16 protein-coding genes are annotated in these 25870 nt (G+C 43.5%); 5 read left to right on the top strand and 11 right to left on the bottom strand.

Going from position 1 to position 25870, the window contains the following annotated elements; genetic code table 11:
• Positions 1-330 precede the first annotated feature (330 nt).
• Positions 331-657, bottom strand: a complete 327-nt coding sequence (gene trxA / locus WJR50_RS08910) for a thioredoxin (RefSeq protein ID WP_341292908.1) — start codon at positions 655-657, stop codon at positions 331-333.
• Between the two features lie 131 nt (positions 658-788).
• Between trxA and WJR50_RS08905 the strand changes: the two genes are divergently transcribed.
• The gene (locus tag WJR50_RS08905) at positions 789-3023 is read left to right on the top strand and encodes a S9 family peptidase (protein WP_341292907.1); all 2235 of its coding nucleotides are present in this window, start codon (positions 789-791) and stop codon (positions 3021-3023) included.
• Positions 3024-3224: 201 nt separating this feature from the next.
• Positions 3225-3968, top strand: a complete 744-nt coding sequence (locus WJR50_RS08900) for a hypothetical protein (protein WP_341292906.1) — start codon at positions 3225-3227, stop codon at positions 3966-3968.
• 56 nt (positions 3969-4024) lie between these two features.
• On the opposite strand, the gene WJR50_RS08895 is transcribed toward WJR50_RS08900, so the two are convergent.
• Both WJR50_RS08895 and WJR50_RS08890 read right to left on the bottom strand, forming a co-directional pair.
• Positions 4025-5191, bottom strand: coding sequence for a hypothetical protein (locus WJR50_RS08895; RefSeq protein ID WP_341292905.1), 1167 nt, complete (start codon positions 5189-5191; stop codon positions 4025-4027).
• A 15-nt stretch (positions 5192-5206) separates the two neighbouring features.
• Complete coding sequence (locus WJR50_RS08890) at positions 5207-5995, bottom strand: SDR family oxidoreductase (protein ID WP_341292904.1); 789 nt, start codon at positions 5993-5995, stop codon at positions 5207-5209.
• Between the two features lie 162 nt (positions 5996-6157).
• Here WJR50_RS08890 and kynU point away from each other — a divergent pair, with 162 nt between their 5' ends.
• Together kynU and WJR50_RS08880 are read left to right on the top strand one after the other, a co-directional pair.
• On the top strand, positions 6158-7426 hold the full coding sequence (gene kynU / locus WJR50_RS08885; protein WP_341292903.1) for a kynureninase: 1269 nt from the start codon (positions 6158-6160) through the stop codon (positions 7424-7426).
• A complete protein-coding gene (locus tag WJR50_RS08880) occupies positions 7419-8756 on the top strand; it encodes an FAD-dependent oxidoreductase (RefSeq protein ID WP_341292902.1) in 1338 nt (445 codons plus the stop codon). The genes kynU and WJR50_RS08880 overlap by 8 nt, the downstream gene beginning before the upstream one ends.
• A 59-nt stretch (positions 8757-8815) precedes the next feature.
• Here WJR50_RS08880 and WJR50_RS08875 read toward each other — a convergent pair whose 3' ends face one another.
• From WJR50_RS08875 to WJR50_RS08855, 5 genes are all read right to left on the bottom strand, one after another.
• Positions 8816-10573: a PQQ-dependent sugar dehydrogenase gene (locus WJR50_RS08875; protein WP_341292901.1), complete on the bottom strand. Its 1758-nt coding sequence runs from the start codon at positions 10571-10573 to the stop codon at positions 8816-8818.
• A gap of 240 nt (positions 10574-10813) precedes the next feature.
• Complete coding sequence (locus tag WJR50_RS08870) at positions 10814-11257, bottom strand: hypothetical protein (protein WP_341292900.1); 444 nt, start codon at positions 11255-11257, stop codon at positions 10814-10816.
• Between the two features lie 215 nt (positions 11258-11472).
• Positions 11473-13842 (bottom strand): TonB-dependent receptor, encoded by a 2370-nt coding sequence (locus tag WJR50_RS08865; RefSeq protein ID WP_341292899.1) that lies wholly within the window; start codon positions 13840-13842, stop codon positions 11473-11475.
• A gap of 159 nt (positions 13843-14001) precedes the next feature.
• Entirely contained in the window at positions 14002-17205 is a 3204-nt protein-coding gene (locus WJR50_RS08860; RefSeq protein ID WP_341292898.1) for a S41 family peptidase, read from the bottom strand.
• Between the two features lie 159 nt (positions 17206-17364).
• A complete protein-coding gene (locus WJR50_RS08855; protein ID WP_341292897.1) occupies positions 17365-18519 on the bottom strand; it encodes an acyltransferase family protein in 1155 nt (384 codons plus the stop codon).
• Between the two features lie 255 nt (positions 18520-18774).
• Here WJR50_RS08855 and WJR50_RS08850 point away from each other — a divergent pair, with 255 nt between their 5' ends.
• Positions 18775-19590 (top strand): ThuA domain-containing protein, encoded by an 816-nt coding sequence (locus WJR50_RS08850; protein ID WP_341292896.1) that lies wholly within the window; start codon positions 18775-18777, stop codon positions 19588-19590.
• Positions 19591-19597: 7 nt separating this feature from the next.
• On the opposite strand, the gene WJR50_RS08845 is transcribed toward WJR50_RS08850, so the two are convergent.
• The 3 genes from WJR50_RS08845 to WJR50_RS08835 form a co-directional block, all read right to left on the bottom strand.
• The gene (locus WJR50_RS08845; RefSeq protein WP_341292895.1) at positions 19598-20419 is read right to left on the bottom strand and encodes a carcinine hydrolase/isopenicillin-N N-acyltransferase family protein; all 822 of its coding nucleotides are present in this window, start codon (positions 20417-20419) and stop codon (positions 19598-19600) included.
• Positions 20420-20580: 161 nt separating this feature from the next.
• Positions 20581-22140 (bottom strand): FG-GAP repeat domain-containing protein, encoded by a 1560-nt coding sequence (locus tag WJR50_RS08840; protein WP_341292894.1) that lies wholly within the window; start codon positions 22138-22140, stop codon positions 20581-20583.
• Positions 22140-25778 (bottom strand): VCBS repeat-containing protein, encoded by a 3639-nt coding sequence (locus WJR50_RS08835; RefSeq protein ID WP_341292893.1) that lies wholly within the window; start codon positions 25776-25778, stop codon positions 22140-22142. The genes WJR50_RS08840 and WJR50_RS08835 overlap by 1 nt, the downstream gene beginning before the upstream one ends.
• Between the last annotated feature and the right edge of the window lie 92 nt (positions 25779-25870).

The following is a 25870-nucleotide window of genomic DNA, read 5'->3' as shown; positions in this document are numbered from 1 at the left end:
AATAATTACATGTCTCATGCAAAACTTGTGCAGTATCTACTTGTCCAAGTTTTTTTTTATCATATTGTTCATGTAATAGTTGAAAAAAAGGTACATATTATTTTTAGAGGAATTTTAGTTAATAAAGCCTGAAAATAATTCTAGAGGGCTATTCTTCTTACTCTAAACTATTGAGGATAGCCGAATTAAGCCCCGGGCTTCAAAACTAAATTACAGTAACACAGGATGGTATTTTCTTTGAAAAACTAAAAAGGTACAATTCAAAAAAATTTCTCATACACTTAACTCCTATCATCAGCAAAAAAATAGTCACCTGGAATCAAAAGCTGGCTAACTTTCAACAGCCCGCTGCACCGAAGAGAGTAACTCTCGCTTGGTCATCAAACCGGCTTTGCGCCAAAGCACTTTTCCTCCTTTAAAAATCATCAGGGTAGGAACGCTGCGTATCTGAAATTGTTGTGCCGCTGCCGGATTTTTATCGACATCCACTTTAATAACTTTTACCTGGTCTCCCAATTCTTTTGATACCTCTTGCACGATAGGACTTAATGTCTGGCAGGGACCACACCAGGTAGCATAAAAATCTACTAACACTGCCGTTGAGCCGGAGTTAATCAGTTCCTTAAAACTTTTTTTCTTGCTTTTAGTGCTACTCATATTTACTAGCAGATGCTTATTAATATTGTATGATACGCAATCCTAAAAAATATGCTTAACTTTTTTCATATAATATTTAAGTTAGAAAATTGTTATCAGCAAAATGATTTAGTTTCTCATCTTTATACATTATGATCATTATAACTCATATAAAAACCTACCCTAATAAGTACTTAATACTAATTTGCCTTATTGCTTTATCATCTTTTTATGTAAAAGCCCAGGACAAACAACCCCTTACTCTGGAAAATATATTTGAAGACCAGACTTTCTATCAGTATGATGTACAGGGCATCAGATGGATGGAAGATGGTCAGCATTATACTTCTGTAGTACCCGATGATACTGCCTACTACGAACATATTCTCCGTTATGATGTCAATACTGCTGAAGTAGTAGACACATTGGTCAACGGAGCAAAACTGGTGCCTGGAGATGAGCCTTATGCCTTGGCTTTTGATGATTATCAGCTAGGTCCTGATGAAAATAAAGTGCTTTTTGCCACCGAAACAGAACCAATCTATCGTCGCTCCACAAAAGCATATTATTACCTTTACGATATCAGTCAAGATAATTTTCAAGCGCTGGATGATGGAGGAAAACAGTCTTATGCCACCTTTTCTCCGGATGGCAGTAAGGTAGCTTTTGTCAGGGATAATAATCTCTTTTATGTTACCCTGGGTGATATGCAACTGCATCAGGTGACGGAAGATGGAAAATTCAACGAATTGATCCACGGTAGTGCCGACTGGGTGTATGAAGAAGAATTTGGCTTTGCCAAAGCATTTTATTGGTCTCCCGATAGTGAAAAAATTGCTTTTCTCTCCTTTGATGAATCCGCTGTCAAAGAGTATAATATGCAGCTCTGGAACGAGCTCTATCCTGAAGATTATCGCTTCAAATACCCCAAAGCAGGTGAGCAAAATTCTGAGGTAAACTTATCTGTCTATCATCTTCCTGAGAATAAAATTGTCAGCGTAGAGGTAGGCACAGAAACCGATATGTACATACCTCGTTTTCAGTGGACGCAAGATCCAAATGTACTCTCTTTTATCAGGATGAATCGTCTGCAGAATCAGATGGAGATTCTACATGCTGATGCTGGCAGCGGAGCAAGTGATGTGATCTTAAGTGAGACTTCCGATACCTACGTTGACGTAGAGTTTAATGACAACCTTACCTACCTTGAAGACAGAGAGCACTTCCTCATGAGTAGTGAAAAGGATGGCTACAAACATATCTACCTCTATAATATGGACGGTGGACAGGAAAGAAAAATCACCGAAGGGAAATGGGAAGTGAGCGAACTGCTGGGCGTAGATGAGGAGCGAGAGCTTATTTATTTTACTTCTACTGAAGATTCTCCTCTTGAACGGCATTTGTATGCTATTGATTTCCAGGGTAAGAGAAAAAGAAAGCTGAGCCAGGAAGCGGGCACTTATGGTGCAGACTTCAGCCCTGGCTGTGATTTTTATATCCAGGACTATTCTTCTTCGCAAACACCTCTAAAAGTAAGCTTACATGAAGCACCTTCGGGAGATTTAGTACGTGTGCTGGAAGATAATCCGGAGCTTCTAGATAGCCTTAATAAATATCAATTGGGGACAAAAGAGTTTTTTACTTTCCGTAATGCTGAAGACACCCTGCTATACGGCTATATGATAAAACCGGCAGATTTCAATCCTTCCAAAGAATACCCGGTGCTTATGTACGTATATGGTGGCCCCGGCTCCCAGCTGGTGCGTGACAACTGGATGGGTTATCGTGATTACTGGCATCATTATCTGGCACAGGAAGGATATATCGTAGTTAGCATCGATAACCGAGGAACCGGAGGCAGAGGTAAAGCTTTCAAACATGCCACGTATGGGCAAATGGGTAAGTATGAGGTACAAGATCAGATTGACGGTGCTCGTTATCTTGGCAGGTTGCCTTTTGTAGACCCGGAACGCATAGGCATTTGGGGCTGGAGTTATGGAGGATATATGTCCTCACTCGCGCTATTTGTAGGTAATGATGTGTTTAAGTCGGCTATCGCGGTGGCTCCGGTTACCAACTGGCGCTTTTATGACACCATTTATACAGAACGCTACCTGCAAACCCCTCAGCTCAACCCTGAAGGATATGATGCTTACTCACCATTATCACATGTAGAAAAGCTTGAAGGAAACTATCTGCTCATCCATGGTACAGGGGATGATAATGTGCATGTACAAAATTCGCTGATGCTACAGGATGCCCTTATCTCAGCTGGTAAGCAATTTGAATCTTTCTTTTATCCTAACAGAAACCACGGAATTTATGGTGGCAATACTCGCCTCCACCTTTTCAGAATGATGACGGCGTTTGTAAAGGATAATTTATAGTCTTCTTGCTATTAATTCACGCAGTTTTTTTGTAAATTTTATTGTATTGATGAGGTAATGACTGATGTAATATATTCGTTAAACTAGAGTAAGGGTATTTTTCACTATTTAATGCTTTTTACCGTACTTGTGTATACATTTTTTACGTCAAGTCGCTCATAATCAATATCAAATCACAAGGTAATATAACTGTACATCAACATGGAAGGTTTACTCAATATCGTTAGGCAGGGTTTATATTTCCTCTCCTTTGCCTTAATCGCAGTGGGGGTAGGAATGCTCATCTTTTATTTTATCCGACTGGGTGGCACCTCCGACCCAAAGACTAAGTATGATTTTATCAATAAGCATGAGAAAAAGACGCTTTGGCGTAGCTTCCTGATACTGCTCATAGCCGCAGGCACTTTTGTAACCTCCATACTGGCTACAGAGTGGTTGTATGTTTTTGTAGGTGTATTTGTCTCTTTTATGTTTGGCATGATTCTCGGCGTTGTGATCTACAACTACCTGGAATATTACTATCCTACATTTATTGAAAAGCGTTTGCAGAAGCTAAGGTATAAGCCCAGAATTTCCAGCACGGGTAATCCAATGAAACTACTCAGTGAATCAGAAGAAGATGTATATCTGGATGAAGGAATGCAGGCTGAAGAAAATATCTTCTCAGTAGACTATGATGTCTGGATAGATGAGAAGACCGAAGAAACAAAGATTGAGAAATATAAAGGACATCTGCATGCCGAAAAATCTCCTACTTGTGGTTATTATACACTTAGGGTGGTGAAAGAAGAAATTATAGAATCGCCTACTGAAGAAAAAGAAGGTACGCTGATGAAATATTACGAATGTAGCTATACCGGCTATAAGACTAAAAAGATATTTAACATTGCTAAGTTAAAGAAAACCCCTAAAGAAGCTGGAAAAACTTTCGCTTCTACCACTTAGAATTTGGTGATTATTTGGTTTGAGAAGAAGCCTTCCTGTGAAAATGGGAAGGCTTTTTATTGACTGTTCCCTTTCCAGATGTATCTGACTCTTCTGGATATCCACTGCATTCCCATTGCACTTAAAATAAATATAAAGGGCAGAGTGGGAATCAGAAAACGGCCATCCCAGTTTTCTGTGGTGAGCATTACCGTAAGGCTTTGGACAAGGATAAAGCCCAGTATGAAATATTTCCCACATCTCTTTTCGTGAAAATGTTTAAAACCCAAAAAGGCAAAAATGTATAAAGGGTATAAGACCAGCGTAATCAGAAGGTTATGCAACCATGAAAAATAAGGTTTTACATTAGCCAAAAAGAGGAACAGCTTCAGCAGCGTAATTTTGATGAAGTAAAAAGGGTTATAAAACACAAACATACCCAAACGAGCAAGAGGGGAAAGGCTGGTATCCGGTATCATCAGATCGTTCGGAACTTCTACCCCCAACCTTATATTTGGGTAAATGACCTCCCCTTTTGCATAGCTTTCCACCAGCGTAAACTGGCTCAACATATTGTTAAGTAAGAAAAAACAAGCCAGCAGAAGGATGGCTCCGAACACTAACTTCATGCTAAAGTTTAAAGGAACTTTCTGCATCCCATACAACATCACACCTATCAAAAAGCAGAAACCTGTCGGCCTGACGAAGAAGGTAAGCAGAAATAAAATAGTAAAAAGGATATAATGATAAGGACGCTTTAAGTTTAGCAGTATGGCAAAGGTGATGATAGCCAGACTGGTAAATAATGACTCTGTATAAATAAAAATATTCCACTGATGGATTTTGAACCAACAGAGGTAGAGCAAGACAGCAACAAAACTGGTCCAGAAGCTATCCGTCATCCTTTTCACAGAAAACCATAGGGCGACTGCGGCTATTCCTGAAAGCAACATTTGCAGAAAAACTACTAACGGAAGACTCCCTCCTAAAGCAAAAACCATAGCGAGAAAGACGATATAAGTAGTGTACCAGATCAACCTTCCCTGAGGCCATTCTCCATTAAGAAAATCGTGTGCAGCATCTACATAAAGCTGTGTGTCTGAGCCTGTCCTGATTCCTAAATAATGAAAAGTGCTAAGCTGGATGGCTAACCAAAGTAGAAATAGTAAGAGAATGGAGGAGAAACGTAGCTGGGAATTCTCAAGCTGCTGTTCCACTTTCAACAAATATCTCCTCCAACGCATAAAATTTGATCTGTATTACAGGCAATTGATTCTACCCCCATCCACCGGTAGACTTACTCCAGTAATGTAGGCCGCTGAAGGTGAGGCCAGAAAAGCTACTGCTGCCGCCGTTTCGGAAGGTTGAGCAAATCTCCGCAGAGGAATCTGCGATTTCATATTTTCTTCTATCTCTTTCTCCGTTTTTCCCTGTTCCTTAGCCCGGTTACTGATCAAGGCCCATATACGGTCAGTTTCTGTAGAACCAGGAAGCACATTATTTACGGTAATTCCCATAGGTCCGAGTTCACCAGACAAAGTCTTGGCCCAGCTAGCCACAGCACCACGCGTAGTGTTAGAAACACCCAAGCCAGGAATTGGCTCTTTTACCGAAGTGGAAACAATATTGATAATGCGCCCATATTTAGCTGCCTTCATTTTGGGTAAAACTGCCTGCACCAGTATATGGTTACAGACCACATGCATCTGTGCCGCCTGGATAAATGCTGAAGGATCAGCCTCATATAATTTACCAGCTGGAGGTCCGCCGGTATTGTTCAACAGAATGTGTACTTCTTCTATCTTATCCAGATAAGACTGTATCGCTGATTTAACATAATCGGGTTGGGAAAAATCTGCTACCACATAATGATGCTCCTGTCCCTGATTTGTAGGTAAGTTTGCCTGTACTTCCTTTAACTTTTTTTCGTTGCGGGCTACCAGAGTAATGGAAGCTCCCAGGCTGGCCAGTTCTTCTGCCACTGCCTTGCCAATGCCTTGCGTACTTCCGCAAACAATAGCTCTTTTACTGCTCAAATCAATATTCATCTTTGATAGTTTAGTAAATCATAGAAAACTCCGCTAAAATTATAAAATTTGCTGTAGGGAGGAAAAGTGTTATAGTTCTAAGTGTTCTGGTGTTATGGTTTTTGAAGAACATGTACTCTAGCACTAACTATAACACTATCGCACCATAACACTAATATTAAAATGCATGAACTTCTAGACACAGCTTTAGCACAAGACAAAAAAGACTCATTACAACACTACCGAGAGCAATTTTATATTCCAAAAAACTCGGAAGGAAAGACCAAAATCTATTTCTGTGGCAACTCATTGGGTTTGCAACCTAAAAACGCTACTCACTACTTGCAGGAAGCTCTGGGCAAATGGCAGCAGCAAGCAGTAGAAGGTCATTTTGAAGCGCCTGCGCCCTGGCTTAGTTACCACAAATTGTTAAAAGCACCCCTCGCCCATATCACCGGTGCACATGAACATGAGGTAGTGGCCATGAATAACCTGACAACGAACCTGCACCTGATGATGGTCTCCTTTTACCGCCCCTCTGGGCAGCGATACAAAATTCTGCTGGAAGCTGGTGCTTTTCCTTCCGATCAGTATGCGGTGGAAAGTCAGGTCCGCTTTCACGGGTATGATCCTGAAGATGCTATCATTGAAGTAAAACCTCGGCCGGGAGAAGAAAGGCTGCGCATGGAGGATATCATCGCTACGATGCAAAGACATCGGGAAGAAATTGCGCTGGTGCTTTTCCCCGGTGTACAATATTATACCGGTCAATACATTGACATCCAAAAAATCACTGAAGCAGCGCATGAGATAGGCGCAAAGGCCGGATTTGATCTGGCACACACGGTTGGTAACATTCCTCTTCAATTACACGACTGGGACGTAGACTTTGCTGTCTGGTGCACCTATAAATACCTGAATTCAGGACCGGGAAATAATGGAGGAGTGTTTATCCACGAACGCTATGCGAATGACACATCGCTACCTCGTTTTGCCGGTTGGTGGGGGCATGATGAAAAGGAGCGCTTTCTAATGGAAAAAGGCTTCAGGCCAATGTATGGCGCAGATGGCTGGCAGTTGAGTAACGTAAACATTTTATCCACAGCAGTGCAGCGATTTTCTCTGGAGATGATCGCTCAGGCTGGAATGAATAACTTAAGAAAGAAAAGTGTACAACTTACCGGCTTTCTGGAAAACTGCATTCGTGAAGCTGACCCGGAGGGACAGCATATCAAAATTATTACGCCATCTCAAGCGGAGGAAAGAGGTTGCCAGCTTTCTATGTTTGTATTGCAGAAAGGCAAAAAGCTTTTTCAAAAACTTACTGAAGCTGGTATCATGGTAGACTGGCGCGAACCAAACGTTATTAGGGTAGCTCCCAATCCATTGTACAATACTTTTGAGGAAGTGCATTGCTTCTATGAAATTCTAAAAACCACTTTGCATGCTTAATAAGCAAACTAAACATATTGACATCTTAGGGGCCGGACTGGCTGGTTCTTTGCTGAGTCTGCTTTTAGCAGAGCAAGGCTATCAGGTCAGTGTATACGAAAAACGCAGTGATCCTCGTAATGCTCAAATTGCCGAAGGACGCTCTATCAATCTGGCGCTCAGCCTCAGAGGCTGGGAAGCCTTGCGCAAAGCAGGAATAGAGGAGATGATCCGCAAACAGGCTATCCCTATGAAAGGACGCATGATTCACAATCTGGAGGGAGAAACACATTTGCAGCCTTACAGCACGGATGGTAAGTCTATTTACTCTGTGTCAAGATCGGTCCTTAATAATATTTTGATTAGTCAGTCAGAGGAAAAAGGGGTGAACTATTATTTTAATCACATTTGTGAGGAAGTAGATTTATCTAAAAATGAAGCACGTTTCCGCTTTTCAGGAGAAACGAAGAACATTTCTTCTGATCTGCTCATAGGTACTGACGGGGCTTTCTCTGCGCTACGCTCGGCCTTACAAAAAATACCTCGCTTCAATTACAGTCAGCACTACATCGCGCATGGGTATAAAGAGCTGAGTATTCCGCCTACTTCCAAAGGAGAATATGCCATGGAGCCCCATGCACTGCACATCTGGCCCCGGGGAGGTTATATGCTCATTGCTCTGCCCAACACAGACAGAAGCTTTACGTGCACGCTTTTTCTCCCTTATGACGGAGAAAAATCCTTCGCAGCCTTACAGAATAAGCAGCAGGTACAGCAATTTTTTAAAGAACATTTTTCTGATACGCTGCCGCTCATGCCTGATCTGGAGGAGATATTTTTCCAAAACCCTACTTCAGATCTGGTTACTATTCGTTGCTATCCCTGGACTTACAATGGAAAACAATTGCTGGTGGGCGATGCTGCCCACGCCATTGTACCTTTTTATGGGCAGGGTATGAATGCGGCTTTTGAAGACTGTCGTTTGTTTACCGAAATGCTTTCTGAAAAACCTGCTGCTCTCGCTGAGGTAATTTTCCAGTTTCAGAAAAGCCGCAAGCCCAATGCGGATGCCATTGCCGAACTGGCTTTGCAGAATTTCATAGAAATGCGTGATTTGGTAGCCGATGAGACTTTTGTAGAACGCAAAAAAATTGAAAAGGAGTTATACCTACGCTATCCCGAGCAATGGGTTCCGCTTTACAATATGGTAACTTTCTCTCACCGTCCCTATGCCGAAGCTTTGAGCATTGGCAAAAAGCAGGATATGATTATGAAAGAGGTGATGAAACAATACACCAAAGCCTCTGAACTCAAGGATGAAGATTATGCGAGAATTGTGGAAAGATTATAAAAAGACGGAAGATAGAAGTGGGGAGTTCTTCCAACTTCTATCTTCCTGCTTCCATCTTGCTACTTCTCAATACTTGCCATTTCATTTCCTTCACAAGCTATCGCTTTATAAATTACGCCATCACTCTTGGTGAATAAGTATAAGTCATTATTGGTGTCTGTACCAAAGCGGAGGGCGACTCTCTGCACGCCACTCAATGTCTGAAAACTGGTGGTATCACTCTCATTTTTAAGCCTTAATTGCAACGAATAGATAGGTGCCTGCTTTCCTAATTCCATTTCGTCTGTATCCGCGAAAAAGACTCTTCCATTCACAATGTCACCAAAGATAAATTTACCTTGCAGTTGAGGCATAGCTTCTCCCTGATACACCACACCTCCGATAATGGCATTTCCTTCATTATGATCGTACTGTGCTACGGGATAAATAAATTTGTCTGGATCATTATCAGGCAGAGGAAACACCTGATCAGCCTTACCTCCTGTATTGATCATAAAAGTACCTTCTCGCTCCGGCCAGCCATAGTCGCCTCCGGGCACTACAATATTGACTTCTTCGATCTGATGCTGCCCGATATCGGTTACATACATTCTTTCTCCCGAAGGCTCCCAGGCAAAGTGATGAGGATTTCTAAAACCGTAGCACAGAATTTCACCCAGTGCATCAGGATCATCCACCCAGGGATTGATGGACGGAATACCGTACTGTCCGTTTTTGCTATTGTTACCCGAAGGATCAATGCGCAAGACTGAGCCCCAGATGCGGTCTTTGCCATGCGGGATAAAAGGGAAACCGCCAAAAGCAGCACCTCCGTCTCCCACGCCTATGTACAACAAGCCATAGTCATCATCGCCAGGCTGGGCAGTAGGATTAAAGTTAATGTCCTGCACCCCATGAATCTGTGTCACCATATTGGCACGCAAAACCTCACGCTTGCTACCGGAAAAGTTGCTGGCCGTAGGATCATCCATTTTCCATTCGGTCAGTACATATTGCACGGTGACTTTGATAGAGTCGGCATAGGCAAAATCAGCCTCTCCAGAACCAGGCTTTTCGGTATGACTGGTATAGAACAGGCCATTCTGATCAAACTCGGGATGGAATTCAAAATGGGCTAAACCAGAACCCCAGCCAGGGTTATCCATAAAATTTTCACCCATCTGCTTTTTCATATCCAGAAAGACCTTGAAATCTCCATTGATAATTTCGTACAGATTACCTCTCAGGTCGTTGACAAACATTCGCTCTTTTCCATTCTGCCGGAAAGCCACCATACGGTTGATACGGGCACGGATACCTTCATCGGCTGAAGGCGGTGCCTTTAAGTATTCGTCCATCACCAGCGTTAGGCCGGAAGCTGGTATTTTCTCTTCTATCGGATCTTCCAGCGCATTGGCGGCAGTCAGAGCAGACTGCGTTTCCTGCGGCTTTTCCTGATAGGTATTCATGTAAGCCAGAATAGATTCTACTTCCTGTTCTTCCAGTGAGGTAAAAGCCGGCATGTACTGCTTATATTGCTCATAAAGTTCTGTAGCACGGGGATCGCCACTCTGAATCACTTCCGGCGCATTGACAATAAACTTGCTAAGCCAGTCATGCCCTGCCTCAGTAGTTACACCGCTCAGATTAGGACCAATCAGTGCCTGATCAAAATTATGGCAGGAAGCACAGTATTGAGTAAACAACTCTTTTCCCTGTTGAATGGCCTCAGCATCCTGCAGGTAAGCACTCTCTTCAGAGGAGCTACTGTTACAGGAAAAGAGGCATAAGGATGATAAAAAAACTATTACAGCATAAGTCATGAAGCGCTTCTTCATCTTGAATTTTTATTTTTAGACTGTCATTTGCATAAACTCCTATTTCTTCTAGGACGAGGCAAACAATATATATTTACAATTATGCAATCGTTTGCTTTTTACAAATATAACAGAAATGCGCTGAGTTGAAACAGTAGGTTGAGATAGCTTATTGCTCTCCTATCTCTTTTCAAATGAGATTGTAAGAACCTCTAAGCTTCCTTCAAGAATTGATAAAAAGTTAGTTTATACTTTAGATACTCAGATATGAGAAATCTCTGTCAGGCATTGAGTGTAGACTTGGGCAGCCTGTTTAATGTCTACTTGCTCTAACTCAAGCATCGTCTCAAGACCTTCTAGTTTAGCATCACAGGCACGTGTTTTGGCAACTTTGGAGGTAAAGCCATGAGATTTCAACATGCCATTGGCGATGACAGCTGAAACGGAAAGAACGGTAGCAACGAGACACAACATTTGCCATACCGGAATGCCAAATGACACCACATCTTTAGCAGCCCCAATAAATCCCTCTCCACCAACGCCAGGGCCTGCCGTCAAAGCAGCCGCTAATGCACCGGCAATAATAGAAGAATTGATAAGTCTGGTGTTTCTAGGCTCAGTCTTGGCAAGATAAACGCCAAGCTCTTTTCGCTTGTCGTGGATTTTCGCTAAGAGAACTTTGCTATCTTTTGCTGTTTCTAACATTTGTGGCGTATTAGGTAGTGAGGTAATTTAAGGGGTTTGCAGAAGGTAAACTCATTAAAATAGCTTATGATAAATATATCAATTTTAATCTATACTACCATATTCTACCCTCGCACTCTCTTACAGCGGACACTGAGTTACTAGAGCTATCAGGTTTCCAAAAAATCAGACTGCCTTGCAGATAAAATCATCTTTATGTAGGTAGAGATCAACTGTTAAAACTCGACTCTGTACGTCAATATAGGGATCAAGCCAAGCTGGTATTTGGTGATGACTTCTCCCTCCACAGTGTCATAATATTGAAAAGCAACATTCTGAGTGTTGAGGGCATTTTGCAGGTCTAAAGACCATACCGAAGTATAGCCTGCTTTATTGGTGCGCAGGCTGAGACGAAAATCTACTTTGAAGTAATCATCCAACTGATTAGTAAAAGCCTGTGCATCTATGAAAACGGTTTGCTGCTGCTCACGAGATGCCTCGGCATCAATGGGTGTTTCACGCAAACCACCGTAGTAAACGGAACGCAAGTTGATGCCCAGCACCCGCTGTTTGTCATTACTGTTCCAGCTATATTCCTTGCCTCCGGTAAAACTGAAGGCATAATTTCCGTTAAAGCGAGTATCTCTTTCTATGCCATCTGCCGCCGTATATTTAGATTCATAGAGCGAGCTGCTCAACAGTAAATAATAACTTTCGGCCAGGCTTTTTTCCAGTGTCACCTCCAGACCATAGTTTTTGCCTGTACCTTCGTTTACCAGTTCTTCGGTAACAAATCCCTCAAACACATTCAAAGCCGAGAAAGTACTGCTTGGGTCCTGAGAAATGGGAACGTTGAATAAATCCTGATAATAGGCTTCGGTGCGCAGACTCAGAGAAGGATTCCATTGCAAGTGATAGCTCAGTACATAATGATGGGCTTTGGTAAAATCCAGGTCCTGATTGGGATTTCCAGCCATACCCTCCACTCTAGAAAAGTAAATCCCTGGCAGTTGCAGTTGACTGTGCAGGCCATAGGCTAAACTTAGCGATTGTTGATCCGCCAGACTCCATGTTGCCTCAGCTCGGGGCTCCAACGAGAAGGCATCACTCAGGCTAAAGTACATAGCATGTAGCCCTGCTCTGAAGCTCAGCGGAAAAGTAAAATCTTTGGTCCATTGCAGATATGGTTGATATAACTGCCCGCCACCTTCGCCGGATTCCAGCGTTTGCAATGTTCCACCAACCGGACTTTCCCGGCTCAGCAGATCATAATGAAGGTTATTAAAAATAAGTCCAGTTCTCAGCGACTGACTGTGAGCCAGTTTGCGGGTGAGGCTGGTGTTCAGAGAGATTCGGTTTTCACGGTAATTGTCTTCTTCCAGTCGTACCGCATTATAATCCTGATCCAGACGGTCGCCATAGCGATCGCTGCTCAGTGCAGATACAGCCAGACTGGTTCTCCAGAAGGTCTGCTCATTGATGGGTAAGGCATGGGTCATCCCTATCACGCCCATATCGTTGGTGAAAGTCACATCATAACGATCTTCCTGACTTTCCCAGTCGGCAGAGTCACGGGGGGCTTCAAACACATTTTTGCCCAAGCCTCCCATCCCGAAGATGCTGAACTCGCCACTGTTTTCGGTAGGTAAAGACAGGTGAAAAGCCAGGTCCTGAAAAGTGATGGCTTCACCACCAAAGTCCAAGCCTATGACGTTGGTCAGCAAGCCTACGGTAGAGTAGCGGTAGTTGGCCAGATAAGAGGCTTCCCCTCCTTCTTTAAACGGCCCTTCGGCAGCAAACTCCAGACCAATCAATCCTAGCTGTGCGGTGTACTCCCGCTGCTGATTGTTACCCTTCCGCAATTTCATGTCAAATACCCCGCCTATGCTGTTGCCAAAAGGTGCCGGGAAAGCACCGGTAAGAAAAGCAGAATTGTCCAGCATCTGTGCGCTGAGCACCGACTGGCTACCTCCGCCCTGCACCCGGCGATCGTTAAAAGTCCCCGCGTTGGAAAGGTGATTAGGGTTGACAATGTCTATACCCTCCAATCGCCAAAGTACGCTGTTGGGCGAGTTGCCCCGTACCGAGATGTTATTGGCCTGATCGTTAGTTCCCAATACTCCTGGAAAAGAAGTAGCCAGCCGGGCAGGATCAAAGAAGGTGGCAGCATAGCGCCGGGTTTCTTCCACGGTAAACTCCCGACTGCTCACCGGATCAAGGGTGGGAGAGGAGGCTACGCTTTCTCCGCTGATCACTACCTCCTCCAGATTACGCGGCGATTCCCGCAGGGCAATTTCCAGTACAGTTTCTTTACCGGCAGTCACCAGCAGTTCAGGGTTGATATAAGATTGGTAGCCTACAAAGCTCACCTGTAGCACATACCTGTCGGCAGGCACCTCTTCCAGGATGAACTTACCTTCCTCGTCGGTAGTAGTGCCTAGGAGCGGATCGGTATCCAGCAGATAAACGGCTGCGCCAGGGAGCGGCTGTCTGGTTTCTGCATCCACCACCTGTCCCCGTATGGTTTGCGTTAGCGACTGCGCATAAACAGCTTGAAAAAAGGTAAAAAGGATAAAAATGCTTATAAAAAGAGTCGGCTGCTTCATGGTTATTTCAGAATCTTCGGATCGGTACGAGTCACGAAAATACAATATTTTAGCTTAGCCACTCAATGATTTTTGTCAGGTAAATCTGGAAAAAAGTAGCAGGGGTGGCCGGTGGTCACTTTGGATATGGGTCACTCGCCAGAAGCAAGTGGCTGTACATCATTTACCCTGCACATTCAACTGGCTCATAATTTCTTCAATGGCCCGATCCAGTTGCGGCTGATTGTCATCCAGGCGATCTTTGAAAGTCTGGGCCACATGGATATCCGGCTTTACTCCTTCTTTTTCCAGGTTTTTGCCATCCAAGGTATAACAACCCCAGGAAGGCAGGCGGTAAAAGGAGCCATCCACCAGACCTTTACCGGAAGTAAAAATGATCCAGCGGTAAGTTTCCGTACCTATGATGGTTCCCAAACCTAAGGCTTTGAAACCGGCAGCGGTCATTTCCGCATCACTCAGACTCTGTTCGTTGATCAGCAAAACGATAGGCTTGGCAGCGGGAGCAAAGTTAGGCTGAGAAGTAGCCGTTCCACCGCGGTACTTCCACTGCAGATAAGGCTTACGGCTCAGAAAGTTGAGCACCATATCATGTACATTACCTCCGGTATTGTAGCGGAGGTCCAGAATCAGAGCTTCCCTGTCATCGGCTTCAGCGACCATCTCTTCGGCAAAAGCTTCGTAAGAACCCATACCCATATTTTTCATATGCACGTAAGCAATACGCTCATCAGCCTTTTCATTGACGTACTGCTGATTTTCTTCTATCCACTCGTCATAGAGGTGGGTACGGATGGCATAGTAGGAAGTAGGATGCAACTTGACTTCACGGGCTTTACCTGCCCTCTCAAAAGTCAGCAGTACTTCATCCTTACCGCTGGGCTTGGTAAAATAATATTCCCGATTTTTGGTGGTATCAATGGCTTCTCCATTCACATGGGTCAGCCTATCGCCCGGCTGTACGTCTTTTCCTTTGACATCGGCAGGGCTGTTTTTGACGATATGCTTTACCTCATAAGGATTATCTTCAGAAAACTGTATGCCTGTCGCCAAAGTATTGAAATCATAGTACGCCTTTTCTTCCTCACCACTGGAGTAAAAACCCAGGTGAGAGGAGTTCAATTCTCCCAGCAGATTATCTGTCAGGTGGCGCAGGTCGGAGCGGGAATTGATGTAGGGAAGAAAAGCAGCATACTTATCCCGCATGGCCTGCCAGTCGATGCCATGAAAATCTTCATTGTAGAAATTTTCTTCCAGATTGGCCCAAAGCTCATAATACATTTGCTCAAACTCATCCTCAAGGTTGCGGCTAAACTGGTAGGAAATATCAATAGCCTCTACCTTGCCTGCCTCCGGGTCAAGCGTATGGATTTTATCATCCGCCCAGAGGTAGTAATTGTCCTCTGCTTTGGCAATACCAAAACCATACACATTTTCCAGCCCTTCTATTTTTTCGGTTTTATCATCTTCAAAAGGCTCTATTGTCGTTTTCCAGAGGCTATTCTTGCCTTTATCATGATTAGAAATATAAAAGACGATCAACTTTTCATCTTTCTGAATGACGTAAGGATCTGACTGCTCTCCCACACTGGTGCTCACCTGATCCAGTCGTTTCATCAAATCCTCAAAATTGATTTCTACATTCACCTTCTCTTTTTCATCATCTTCATCAGCTTCATCCTTCTCTTTTTTGTTTTTCTTTTTGTCCTTGCCTTCCTCCTCATCTTCCTCCTTCTCTTCTTCTTCAAAAAGTTCATCAAACTTATCGGAGCGGTAAGGTCTCTCGTAGCGGTCAAAATGCATACGATAGATATGAGCGTCTTTGGTACCAAAAGGATAGCCGGGATTGGTACGGTCGGTAGAGAGGAAAAGCGATTTACCATCCGGCGACCAGAAAGGTTGGACCTCCGATACTCCCGTACTGGTGATGTTGGTGCTTTTGCTTGAATTCAGATCATGCACAAAGATGTCCTGCTCAAAATCCCGGTAAGCGGTATAAACCACATACTGATCATCGGGTGAGAAGTAAGGCGTAGAACTGTAAAAGCCCCAAATCTCATCTTCGGCCAGCGTCTGACTGCTGAAATTCTCCAGGTCCATGAGTTTGACTTCATTTCTGCCACTCAGATATACCGCTTTGGTTTTATCGCTGTTGAGCGACATCTGCCGGTTGTTCTGGCTTTCGCTGGTCAGTTGTTTTTCCGTGCCACTGCCATCGGCAGCGATGGTAAACCAGTTTTGATAACCGTTGACCGTCTGACTGAAGATCAGGGTCTTGTCATCTTTGAGCCAGCTGACTTCGCTCACTCTGCCCATGGGATTGGTTTCCAGTTGCTTCACGTATTTACCCTTCACATCCGATACGAAGAGTTCGCCACGGGAGACGAAAGCCAGTTTCTTGTTGTCGGAAGAGACATCAAAATAGGAAATTTTATCTTCCACATTGAAATCCTGGGCTTTGTTGAGCGTCAGGTTGCGGGGTACGCTAAAGCTCAGCTTTTCGGTAGAGCCATTATTTACATGGTACACATGCAGCTGATAATCTTTGACAAAAACGATCTTCTCGCCCTTGGCTGATACCTGGGGATGCATGACCGAAGAAGTATAATCGGTAAGTGGCTGCTGGCTGCCGTCTTCCTGCAACTGATAGAGATTGTACTCTCCATTGGCTTCGGTAGAGACAAAGAAAACTTTACCATCCTGGGAAATGGTGGTCCACATCTCTTTGCCTTCATAGTCAGTATATTTTTTAAACTCTCCTGTGCTGGTATTATAGGATTTAATGTCCGGACTGTAGGCGCCTTTATAGCCTTTACGACTGGCAAAACGGGCGCTTTCCCAGGTTTCGTTAAAGAACAACTCTCCTGAAGTGGGATGCTCCACTACATCATGCACGGTATTAAAATAATTGCCAAACAAGCGCTGTGGTGTTCCTCCCTGCACATTCACCTTGAAAGCCGAAAAGCTATTCTCCCGGTCAGAAGTAAAATAGATATACTGCGAATCCCAGGACCAGGAGTCCACTTCATCCGATGCTTCATGGAATGTAAGCTGTTGTATTTCCCCTCCATCAATAGGAATCAGGAAGATATCCTCACTACCATACTGGGAGCCAGTAAAAGCAATCCACTGACCATCGGGAGAGATATAAGGATGCGTTTCTTCACCTTCCATACCGGTCAGACGCATCGCCAGTTTTTGCCCCTCGTCCAGGCGCCACAGATCGCCCTCATAACTGAACACAATACTTTGCCCGTCCGGTGAGATGGTAGGATGCGCGGCAAAGTAGACATCTCCTTGCTGCGCATAGCTGTAGACTGGCAGCAAGAGCAAAATCAGGCACAGTGAATTGATTAGGTTCTTCATGGCTTTCTCAAAACTTGGGTTGTGTGTAGGTAAGGCGACTTATAAAGATAGAAAAAAGGAGTGCTACTTCACCAAAATTTTAGTGAGTGTTAGCCCTCCTTTTTCTGTAGAAATAGAAATTATCTCCCTTTTTCTATGCTTTAGCGTTGGAACAAGGGACTATATTTTTACGATAATTTTCCTTCTATACATGATCCAAATGGGAATGAAGCATAATAGCATGTAGAGTATTGCCCAAACAAAAGAAGCCAGTTCTGCTCCTAACCCTATGCTTACCAAAGCCTCATAGCTCTCTGCCCTCAACGTTTTACCATCTCCATCATAATCAAGGAAAGCACTGATGAGCATACCATGTAATACATAAGCGGTAATGGCATTCATGCCAAAAGCCACGAAAAAGGGTGTCCAGCGCTGATACTTCAGTACATCGATGAGCCAATATAAACATCCTAATAATAAAGCTGCCATGCCTGAAGAAGCCAGTACATAAGAGCTGCTCCACAAGTTTTTGTTGATGGGAAATACCTGATCCCAAAGATAGGCCAGGGCACAAAGACCGGTGCCTACTACCATCATCCAGATGATTTTATGCTCACCACTCTTTTTACTCTGAATCAAGAAGCCCGCTAATATTCCGGTAAGGCCGGTGGCTACGGCAGGAATAGTGCTCAGTAGGCCTTCTGGGTCCCACGTTCCACGGTACAGACGCCCGGGCATGGCTACGCTGTCCAGCCAGGCAGCCAGGTTAGTACCCGGTTCGAGATTGGCAGGGCCTACGCCCGGTACAGGAATCAGTACCATCATCAGCCAGTAAGCCACTAAAAGGACAGCACTGAGCGCGGCTATTCCTTTCCAGGTTCTGACTTGCAGAAAGATCAGGCTACAGATAAAATAGACCAGTGCAATCCTTGTCAATACACCTGCTACCCTGAGGTTGGCAAAATCAAATTCCGGGAAGAGGGCCAGAAACATGGCTAAGGCAAAAATAATGAGTGTTCTCTTAGCAGTTTTTGTTACCAACGGAGTCTTGCTCACGCCTTTGGCCATACGTTTGGCAAAAGCCAAAGTAATAGAAACACCCACCATAAATAGGAAAAACGGGAAGACCAGATCGGTAGGTGTAAGCCCATGCCACTCCGCATGTTGAAGAGGCGGATATACATGTTGCCATGATCCTGGCGTATTGACGATGATCATGCCAATAATAGTGATTCCTCGCATTACGTCCAGTGAAAGCAAACGTTTTGAAGAAGTCTCAGAATTTTTAAGCAGGCTTTGGTCCAGCTCGGGGCTAGGGGTAATAGTTTCCGGCATCTTTTTGAACAATAAAGTTTCGGCTGATAATAAGACAAGCTATCAATTTAGGAGAAGAAAGCATTTAAATCAAAATAAACTTGCTTTCACTACTGTTAACTCAAAATTTAATCGCTTATTCAACCTACTGCCAAACTTCTTCCTTATTCTATAAGGCATAGCTATAGGTTTTTTGTTAAACTTGTTCTCAAAACTATTTTTTTCTTTTAAAGAAAGGAAAGTATCTTTTTCGTCGTATCTGATAATCTACAAACTATGAGAAATCTGACTCACTTTTTTTACACTTTACTTTTCATCATTTTCTTGTCTTTTACCCCTCAGCTTGTACAGGCCCAAAAAGTATTGATTGTACAGGACGAAATGCCTCAATTGGAAGTACTTGCTCCTTTTTTGCGTAGCAGCGGAAAGCTAGAGGTAGAGATTGTAGATCAGGATCACTTACCCACCGATATGTCTGGCTATCAGGCTGTGATCGGTTTTATTCATGGTGGGCTGGATATGGCCACTGAAAAAGCTATCATCAGTTATACCGAAGCTGGAGGCCGGTATATTTGCCTTCACCACTCTATCAGCAGTGGTAAAGCCCGTAATGAATTCTATTTTGATTTCCTGGGGATGCAGCTAGATCATCCTGAGTTTTCTTCTCACCCGGTTAAACCCGGTGAAGGCTACGGCTGGTACCATGATGGAGAAAATGGCATTACATTGATTTTGGTTAATCTTAATCCTAATCATTTCATCACCAATCATAACATTGAGTGGGGGCCAGAGGTCAGCTATCAATCTTCTGATGGACCGGCGGTAGAAGGTATGTATCCCAGCATTTCTCTTCCCAAGACAGAAGTGTATATGAATCACAAATTTACCGACGGACGGGAGAAAACTGTTTTGTGTGGTTTTAAATACTATGATCCTCGCAATGGTGAGCTATTCATGCAGGACAGGGCGGTGTGGTACAAAGCTTATGGAGAGGGAGAAATAGTGTACATCATGCCTGGAGAAACTCCTGCCGATTATGAAAACCCCAAGATCGCTCAGATGATTTTGAATGCCATTATATGGGAGAATTGAAGGTGAGCTACTTTAGTCTGATCTTTTTCTTTTTGCCTGTGGCAAACTCCTGTCTCAGGTTGAGTTTTGTGACTTTTGCATTGTCCAGCTTATAGACCAGTACAAACTCCATATCAGTAATATTGATAAAGGTTGAATATACAGTTCCACCTACTTTGCCACTCTCATCTTCAACTGGAGGTTGAGCTGCCCCGCCTAATACATTTCCTACCTGAAGCAGACTTACAGCTGTATCCCGATGCTGCAATTCCTGCACTCGTTTATCCATAGCTGCATAGCGGTAACAGGGGTAGTTACCCTGGGTGGTATCTGAAAGCAGAAAGTTAGTCATCATAAGTTGATGATCAGTAATCCTAACAATTTTCTTTTCTCCTGCCGACCATTCTACTACCACTGCATTGCCTGTACTATCTCCAAACATTATGTGAGCATCAGCTAAGGCTATTTTTCTCTTTTCCAGCAAAGTCAAAGCCTCCTCAACGGTGCTACATGAAGCAAGAATCTCATCACCGAGGTTACTTTCAGGAGAGCCATAGCCCTCAGGAATATTTTGCCGGGGGGTAACTGCCCCATCAAAAAATAAACCTGCTTCATTGATTCCTCCCTGTGCAAACTGATCCCAGCCGTACCATAGTCTTGCCAACTTATTTTTAGTCTCCGGCATTATTTGTATGTAGGCTTTTACATCATACCAATAATCTTCATGATTGGCTACATAAATTTTGCCCGTATGCTGATCCACATAATAGAGTACAGAACAGGCATTGCTGATATTTATACTCATGAGGTATGCACCTAATATCATCCACCATATACTTTTATTTTTCATAGGCCAGTTTTTATGTTTGCAGCGCTTCCAATGTTTTAAAAAGATACAGTAAGTTAGCAGGTTTTACTTATAGACTTATTATTTACCTACTTGGTTGGAATGATAAATACCACTCAACATTGTCGCCAAACCTTAAGGATTATATCAAGGAAATGGTGGGGCTACTTCAGTTTATTCTCCAAATGAAGAATACTTGCGCCTTCTTGCTCCCAATAAGTTTTGAGAGTGTCAGGCACAGGAGTGCGGACGAGTACACATGAACCGAGCAGAAGATCTTCATCTCCATCATGGTCAGTGTCCGCTACCTCCATAGTGAGCCAGCGCCCGCTGGAAGCTTCAGGGATTTGCATCGGCTGGAAGGTCAAGCCTTTTTCTTTAGTAGTATTCTCTAAATAAACAGCTCCCGATGCAGCATTGCCCTCAAAATTTCCAAAGTAGGCGATGCCTGCAATGTCCATATCGCCATCCTGGTCAAAGTCCCATGCTACAGCTTCGGTTGCACCATAGAATGGGAAAAAGTAGGCTTCTTTGGGAGTTTCTTCTTCGCGATTAAGAAATATCCTGATTCCATGATAAGGCTTAAGGGCATAGGAATAGTCAGCATTGTCTCCATTTACATACACAATATCCTTTAGGCCATCCCCATTAAAATCCGCCAGTTCAAAGTAGCTGGAGCCATAGACAGGAGGGAAGCGTAGCAAAGTCTTTTCCCGATACAGTCCGGCTTCTTCTTTTTCCAGCAAGACAATTCTTTCGTCTCCCTGCGCCATCAATACCAACAGGTCTTCTTTACCATCCTGGTTCCAGTCGTAAGCAATTGTTTTACGCGCACCGGGTTCGGGAATGAGCACCTGCTTTTTGTACGGTCTCCCTTTTTTGAGTAGCACCGCACTGAGTTGACCGATATCATTGCCAAACTCACTGATCAGCAGATCATCTTCACCATCTTCATTGATATCGTGAGAGAGTAAATGAACTGGCCTTCTTAATTCGCCGGCAATAGCTTGCAAACTATCGCCAAAAGCTCTATAGAGCATGCCTTTCGCCTGGTTAGATGGATCCATAATCCCCATGCTCAGCACATGAGCATACTTGTTGTTTTGTTTGATTCTGCTTATCGGTGGGCCTGTAGTAGTAATTTTTTTTATTGTCCTTTCCTCATCTTCAATCCACAACTGATCGTTTCTCAGCCCTATGTGCAACTGGCCTGATTTTTCATCATAATCCAGCATGGTGAGCAAGGGTATGTCATTGTTCAGCCTACGCTGGTGTGCTTCAAACTGCCTACTGCTATTTTGAGGAAAGGTGAGTTGTGTAGTATTTTTTGAAGCGTGGCTTAGATAATAGTTCTTGAGTTTATTCCATGCTTCTTCACTAATCATTGGTTCCTTGGGATAAATGTTTGCCTGATTGACCAGATATTCTTCCATCATGTCAAGTCCCTGGACTGCCTCTGAGCGGGATTTCCAGATTCCGAGCCGATGTCCCATGCGAGGGAGGACTCCATCTTCCCATTGCTCAGACTTCAAGAATTGAGGTTCCGGATACTGATGGCACTGCTGGCAGTAAATATAGGACAGCTGCTCTCCATCCAGACCAGAAATACTATCTAAAGGGGGGAAGTGAGGATTACTGGCTTGCCGAATTACTGTGATGTCTTTTACACTGCCCTGGCAAGCCATCAATCCTGTCAAAACCAAAATCAGTAGAGATGCTCTCATTAACTCTCCGGCTCCAAATTCACAGTTCTGCTTTCCCCTTTAAAATTGTGGATGGTTAACGAAACAACATGAGGGCTAAGCTTAAGCTTGCGGGTAGATTGAGATAGGTAGCCTGAACCATAATAAAATTCCATTCTACACTTACCCCCATTATCCATTTTAGCTTCTGCCCAGGCATCCATCGGCTCTAATGCTACTAGGTGGCCAGCGTCTATTTGTTTTTCAGTCATCAGAATCAGACTATCCTGGTTCTGGGATGCCAGATAAATGCTTTCGCCGTTTTTCCCTCTTAATTCTGCCAAAGCTTTGGCATCACCGGGTACATACCAGCCACTTTGCATCAATTCCACTGCCTGAAAGTTACCCTGACCATCCCCTTTGAGGTACAATCCCTTCAAAGCATCATATCTTCCTATGGCTACTTCCGTTCCGTAATCGTTACCAACTGCCAGTACATCCAGAAAACCATCTCCGTCTACATCATGGCTGAGCATACCGTAGAGCGGAGCAATTTGAGCTTCCATTGGCAATGGCTTAATACTGAAGGTTTCATCCCCCTGATTTTCAATATAGCTGCTTTCCATATGGGTAGCATGGTAGATTATCGCTCCTTCCAACTGCTCAGGCGTAAATACACTATCAATTGTTGCCCGGCCATAATCTTTGTAAAAGGGAAATTTCCTTTTCATGGCTACCATTTGTGAAATCATATCGTCCCGGCTATGTACTGGATAAGGTTTCGCTACACCTTCTGCATTTTTAATGTATTTTACCAGTACTGCATCATAGCCTCCGTTATTATCAAAGTCTTTGGCGTATACCGACAATGGCTGCTCTTCTGATGCACGATTGGGAGTGTTTAACCCTAAATTTCCGGCTATATAATCCGTATCTCCATCGTTATCAAAGTCTCCTGAGGTAAGGCTATTCCACCAACCTATTTTGCTACTGATGCCGCTTTGAGCAGTGACATTTTCAAAACTATCTCCATTATTCTTTAAAAAAGTGATAGGCTGCCATTCTGCTGCAATGAGCAAGTCTACTTTGCCATCACCATCAAAGTCAGTCCAGAGGGCATCGCTTACCATACCAAAATCTACTAGTACCGGACTTACTTCCTGTGTTACATCGGTGAATTTTCCACCTTCATTTCTCAATATATAGCTATTGACCGGCTTGGGATATTGACCGGGAGCCACTCTTCCTCCTACAAATAAGTCCAGATCACCATCCTGATCATAGTCTGCTGCCTTAACACAAGATCCGCTGACTATTAATTTCGGCAAGGCCTCGGTATCCAAGGTCATTTTTCCATTTCCTTCATTAATATACAAGCGATCCTGATTGGCTCCGGTATTACTGACATGCTCATAACTTCCGCTTACTACATACAGGTCCTGATCTCCATCATTATCAGCATCAAAGAACAATGCTCCCATGTCTTCTTCCATCATTTCTCCGCCTTTGATATTTTCCGGCTTCTCAAATTTTCCCTGAGCAGTTTGTAAAAACAAGCTACTTTCTTTTCCAGCTGAACCGCCTATATAAAAATCATCCAAGCCGTCGCCATTGACATCTGCTACTGCTACTCCTGGTCCCATCTGAGTGAACTTATGGGGTAGGGTACGCTGCATGTTAAAATCAATACGGTCTTCTTCATCATGATGATAACTTACTCCATACTCTGCATTCGCTTTCCTAAAAGTAGCATTGGCAGTACTGAGTTGGAGTTCCTGGTTGATGTCTGGTGAAACAATCTCTGTTGCCTCCTCATGCCTTAACGTAAGTACCTGATCAGCTTTTACATTCTCAATTAACTGGTATTTGCCATCCGGCCAGAATACCTGAACAGAGTCAACAGTCTCATATTCTCCTAAACCAAAGTGGGCTGCATTTTCCATTGTGGATAGATAGCCACGATACAGGGCATTTTCAAAAAATTGTCTTTTACCTTGGCCATAGTGAATGCTTACTTTTGCCCCTATTGCGCCTGAATTAGAAGGTGAGCCTTCTACCTTCAACCTGAGATAATGATTTGAGAGGTTTTCTTTTGCGTCATAGAGTGTATTCTGATATACAAAAGCACTATCATTGATATTATTTACCACAAAATCGAGGTCACCGTCATTGTCCAGGTCAGCATAGGCAGCCCCATTAGAGAAGGAAGGCTGGTCTAATCCCCAGTCTTTAGTTACATCAGAAAATGTAAGTTGCTGCCCATCTTTAGCGCCGTTATTCTGATAGGCATAGTTAGATATCTTAACTACCGGAATAAGATTATTCATGTACATATTTCCGGCTACTGCACCAGCAGGCCCACTACGGTAGGAGGCGAAATCTCTATCTGTTACGTCTTTAGGAAAACCGTTGGTTACGATCAGGTCTTTAAAACCATCGTTATCAAAATCAGCCACCAGGGGTGTCCAACTCCAATCGGTTTGGTAGATTCCTGCCAGATGACCAATTTCACTGAATACCGGATGACCGGATTGTGAATTGCCATCCGGAACAAAGCCACTATTGAGTTGCATCGTATTTCTCACATACTGATGCTCAAAGCCAAACCTCTCGTTATTGATATAGGTGGTGTAGTTATTTGGCCCTGCCATCTGTTTCTTCCTTTCATTGGTCTCAGGAAGCATATCCAGTGCTACAATATCTACCAGTCCGTCATTATTGAAATCTACCACATCTGAACCCATAGCTGAATAGCTTTGGTGTCTCAGATAGTCAGCTACGCGATTGGTAAATGTGACTTTTCCGTCTGGTCCTTTTCCGTTATTGATGTACAATAAATCATTACTAAGATAATCATTGGTAATATAGATATCAGGCCAGCCATCCAGATTGATATCGGATACTGTAATTCCCAAGCCAAAACCTTCTATCACTATTCCTGCTTCTTTGCTCACATCCGTAAACACCGGGTGTCCACCCCGGGGGTCTCCGTCTGCCCCCTTTCCTTCATTACGGTAGAGGCGGTCATTGTTGATCGCTGAGCCATCCACGATTTTGTTTCGGAAGCTACTGGGCAGGCGTGCATCCAACACATTGGTAAGCAGGTAAAGATCCAGATCTCCATCAAGATCGTAGTCAAAAAAAGCTGCCTGGGTGGTATTACCAGTATCTGCTATCCCATAGGCTTCTGCTGACTCGCTGAATACCGGGACTCCATTTTCATTCAATCCATTATTGATGAAGAGCAGATTTTTTCTGCTCAATGTATCTTTTCTCAGGGTAGCCGAAACATAGACATCCAGCCAGCCATCTTCATTAATATCCACTACTGAGACTCCTGAGCACCATCTGCTTTTTCCTTCAATACCAGCCTCCTGGCTAACCTCCCGAAATTTCATTTCTCCTTCATTCAGGTAAAGAGCATTAGAAACCATATTTCCAGACAAGAAAATATCTTCCAGGCCATCGTTATTGAAATCGCCTATTCCAACGCCACCACCGTTATAGATATATTCTTCTTTGAGAATGTTCAAGGTATCGTTCTCCACAATTTTATTTGAGAAATGAATATTAGTCTCATCGGGCGGTAGTAGATTAAACAAGGTTGGTTTTTCATCTTTACATGCCGAAATCAACAGTATACCTGCCAGTATATATAAAAGCTTATTGACTGATTTCATTGATCAAGAAATATTTATTTTCTTATTGTTTACGGGTAAGATTATAACTCACTTCTGCACAGCTTTTTCCTAACTTATTAACCTATTTTGCA

It is taken from the genome of Catalinimonas locisalis (assembly GCF_038039535.1).
In the GTDB taxonomy this organism is placed as follows: domain Bacteria; phylum Bacteroidota; class Bacteroidia; order Cytophagales; family Cyclobacteriaceae; genus Catalinimonas.
The sequence above is the reverse complement of the archived record's forward strand: the minus strand, read 5'-3'. Positions and strand labels throughout refer to the sequence as shown.

Coding starts and splice junctions, on each gene's coding strand:
- trxA (WP_341292908.1), bottom strand. CDS start 657: ATGAGTAGCACTAAAAGCAAGAAAAAAAGTTTTAAGGAACTGATTAAC.
- WJR50_RS08905 (WP_341292907.1), top strand. CDS start 789: ATGATCATTATAACTCATATAAAAACCTACCCTAATAAGTACTTAATA.
- WJR50_RS08900 (WP_341292906.1), top strand. CDS start 3,225: ATGGAAGGTTTACTCAATATCGTTAGGCAGGGTTTATATTTCCTCTCC.
- WJR50_RS08895 (WP_341292905.1), bottom strand. CDS start 5,191: ATGCGTTGGAGGAGATATTTGTTGAAAGTGGAACAGCAGCTTGAGAAT.
- WJR50_RS08890 (WP_341292904.1), bottom strand. CDS start 5,995: ATGAATATTGATTTGAGCAGTAAAAGAGCTATTGTTTGCGGAAGTACG.
- kynU (WP_341292903.1), top strand. CDS start 6,158: ATGCATGAACTTCTAGACACAGCTTTAGCACAAGACAAAAAAGACTCA.
- WJR50_RS08880 (WP_341292902.1), top strand. CDS start 7,419: ATGCTTAATAAGCAAACTAAACATATTGACATCTTAGGGGCCGGACTG.
- WJR50_RS08875 (WP_341292901.1), bottom strand. CDS start 10,573: ATGAAGAAGCGCTTCATGACTTATGCTGTAATAGTTTTTTTATCATCC.
- WJR50_RS08870 (WP_341292900.1), bottom strand. CDS start 11,257: ATGTTAGAAACAGCAAAAGATAGCAAAGTTCTCTTAGCGAAAATCCAC.
- WJR50_RS08865 (WP_341292899.1), bottom strand. CDS start 13,842: ATGAAGCAGCCGACTCTTTTTATAAGCATTTTTATCCTTTTTACCTTT.
- WJR50_RS08860 (WP_341292898.1), bottom strand. CDS start 17,205: ATGAAGAACCTAATCAATTCACTGTGCCTGATTTTGCTCTTGCTGCCA.
- WJR50_RS08855 (WP_341292897.1), bottom strand. CDS start 18,519: ATGCCGGAAACTATTACCCCTAGCCCCGAGCTGGACCAAAGCCTGCTT.
- WJR50_RS08850 (WP_341292896.1), top strand. CDS start 18,775: ATGAGAAATCTGACTCACTTTTTTTACACTTTACTTTTCATCATTTTC.
- WJR50_RS08845 (WP_341292895.1), bottom strand. CDS start 20,419: ATGAAAAATAAAAGTATATGGTGGATGATATTAGGTGCATACCTCATG.
- WJR50_RS08840 (WP_341292894.1), bottom strand. CDS start 22,140: ATGAGAGCATCTCTACTGATTTTGGTTTTGACAGGATTGATGGCTTGC.
- WJR50_RS08835 (WP_341292893.1), bottom strand. CDS start 25,778: ATGAAATCAGTCAATAAGCTTTTATATATACTGGCAGGTATACTGTTG.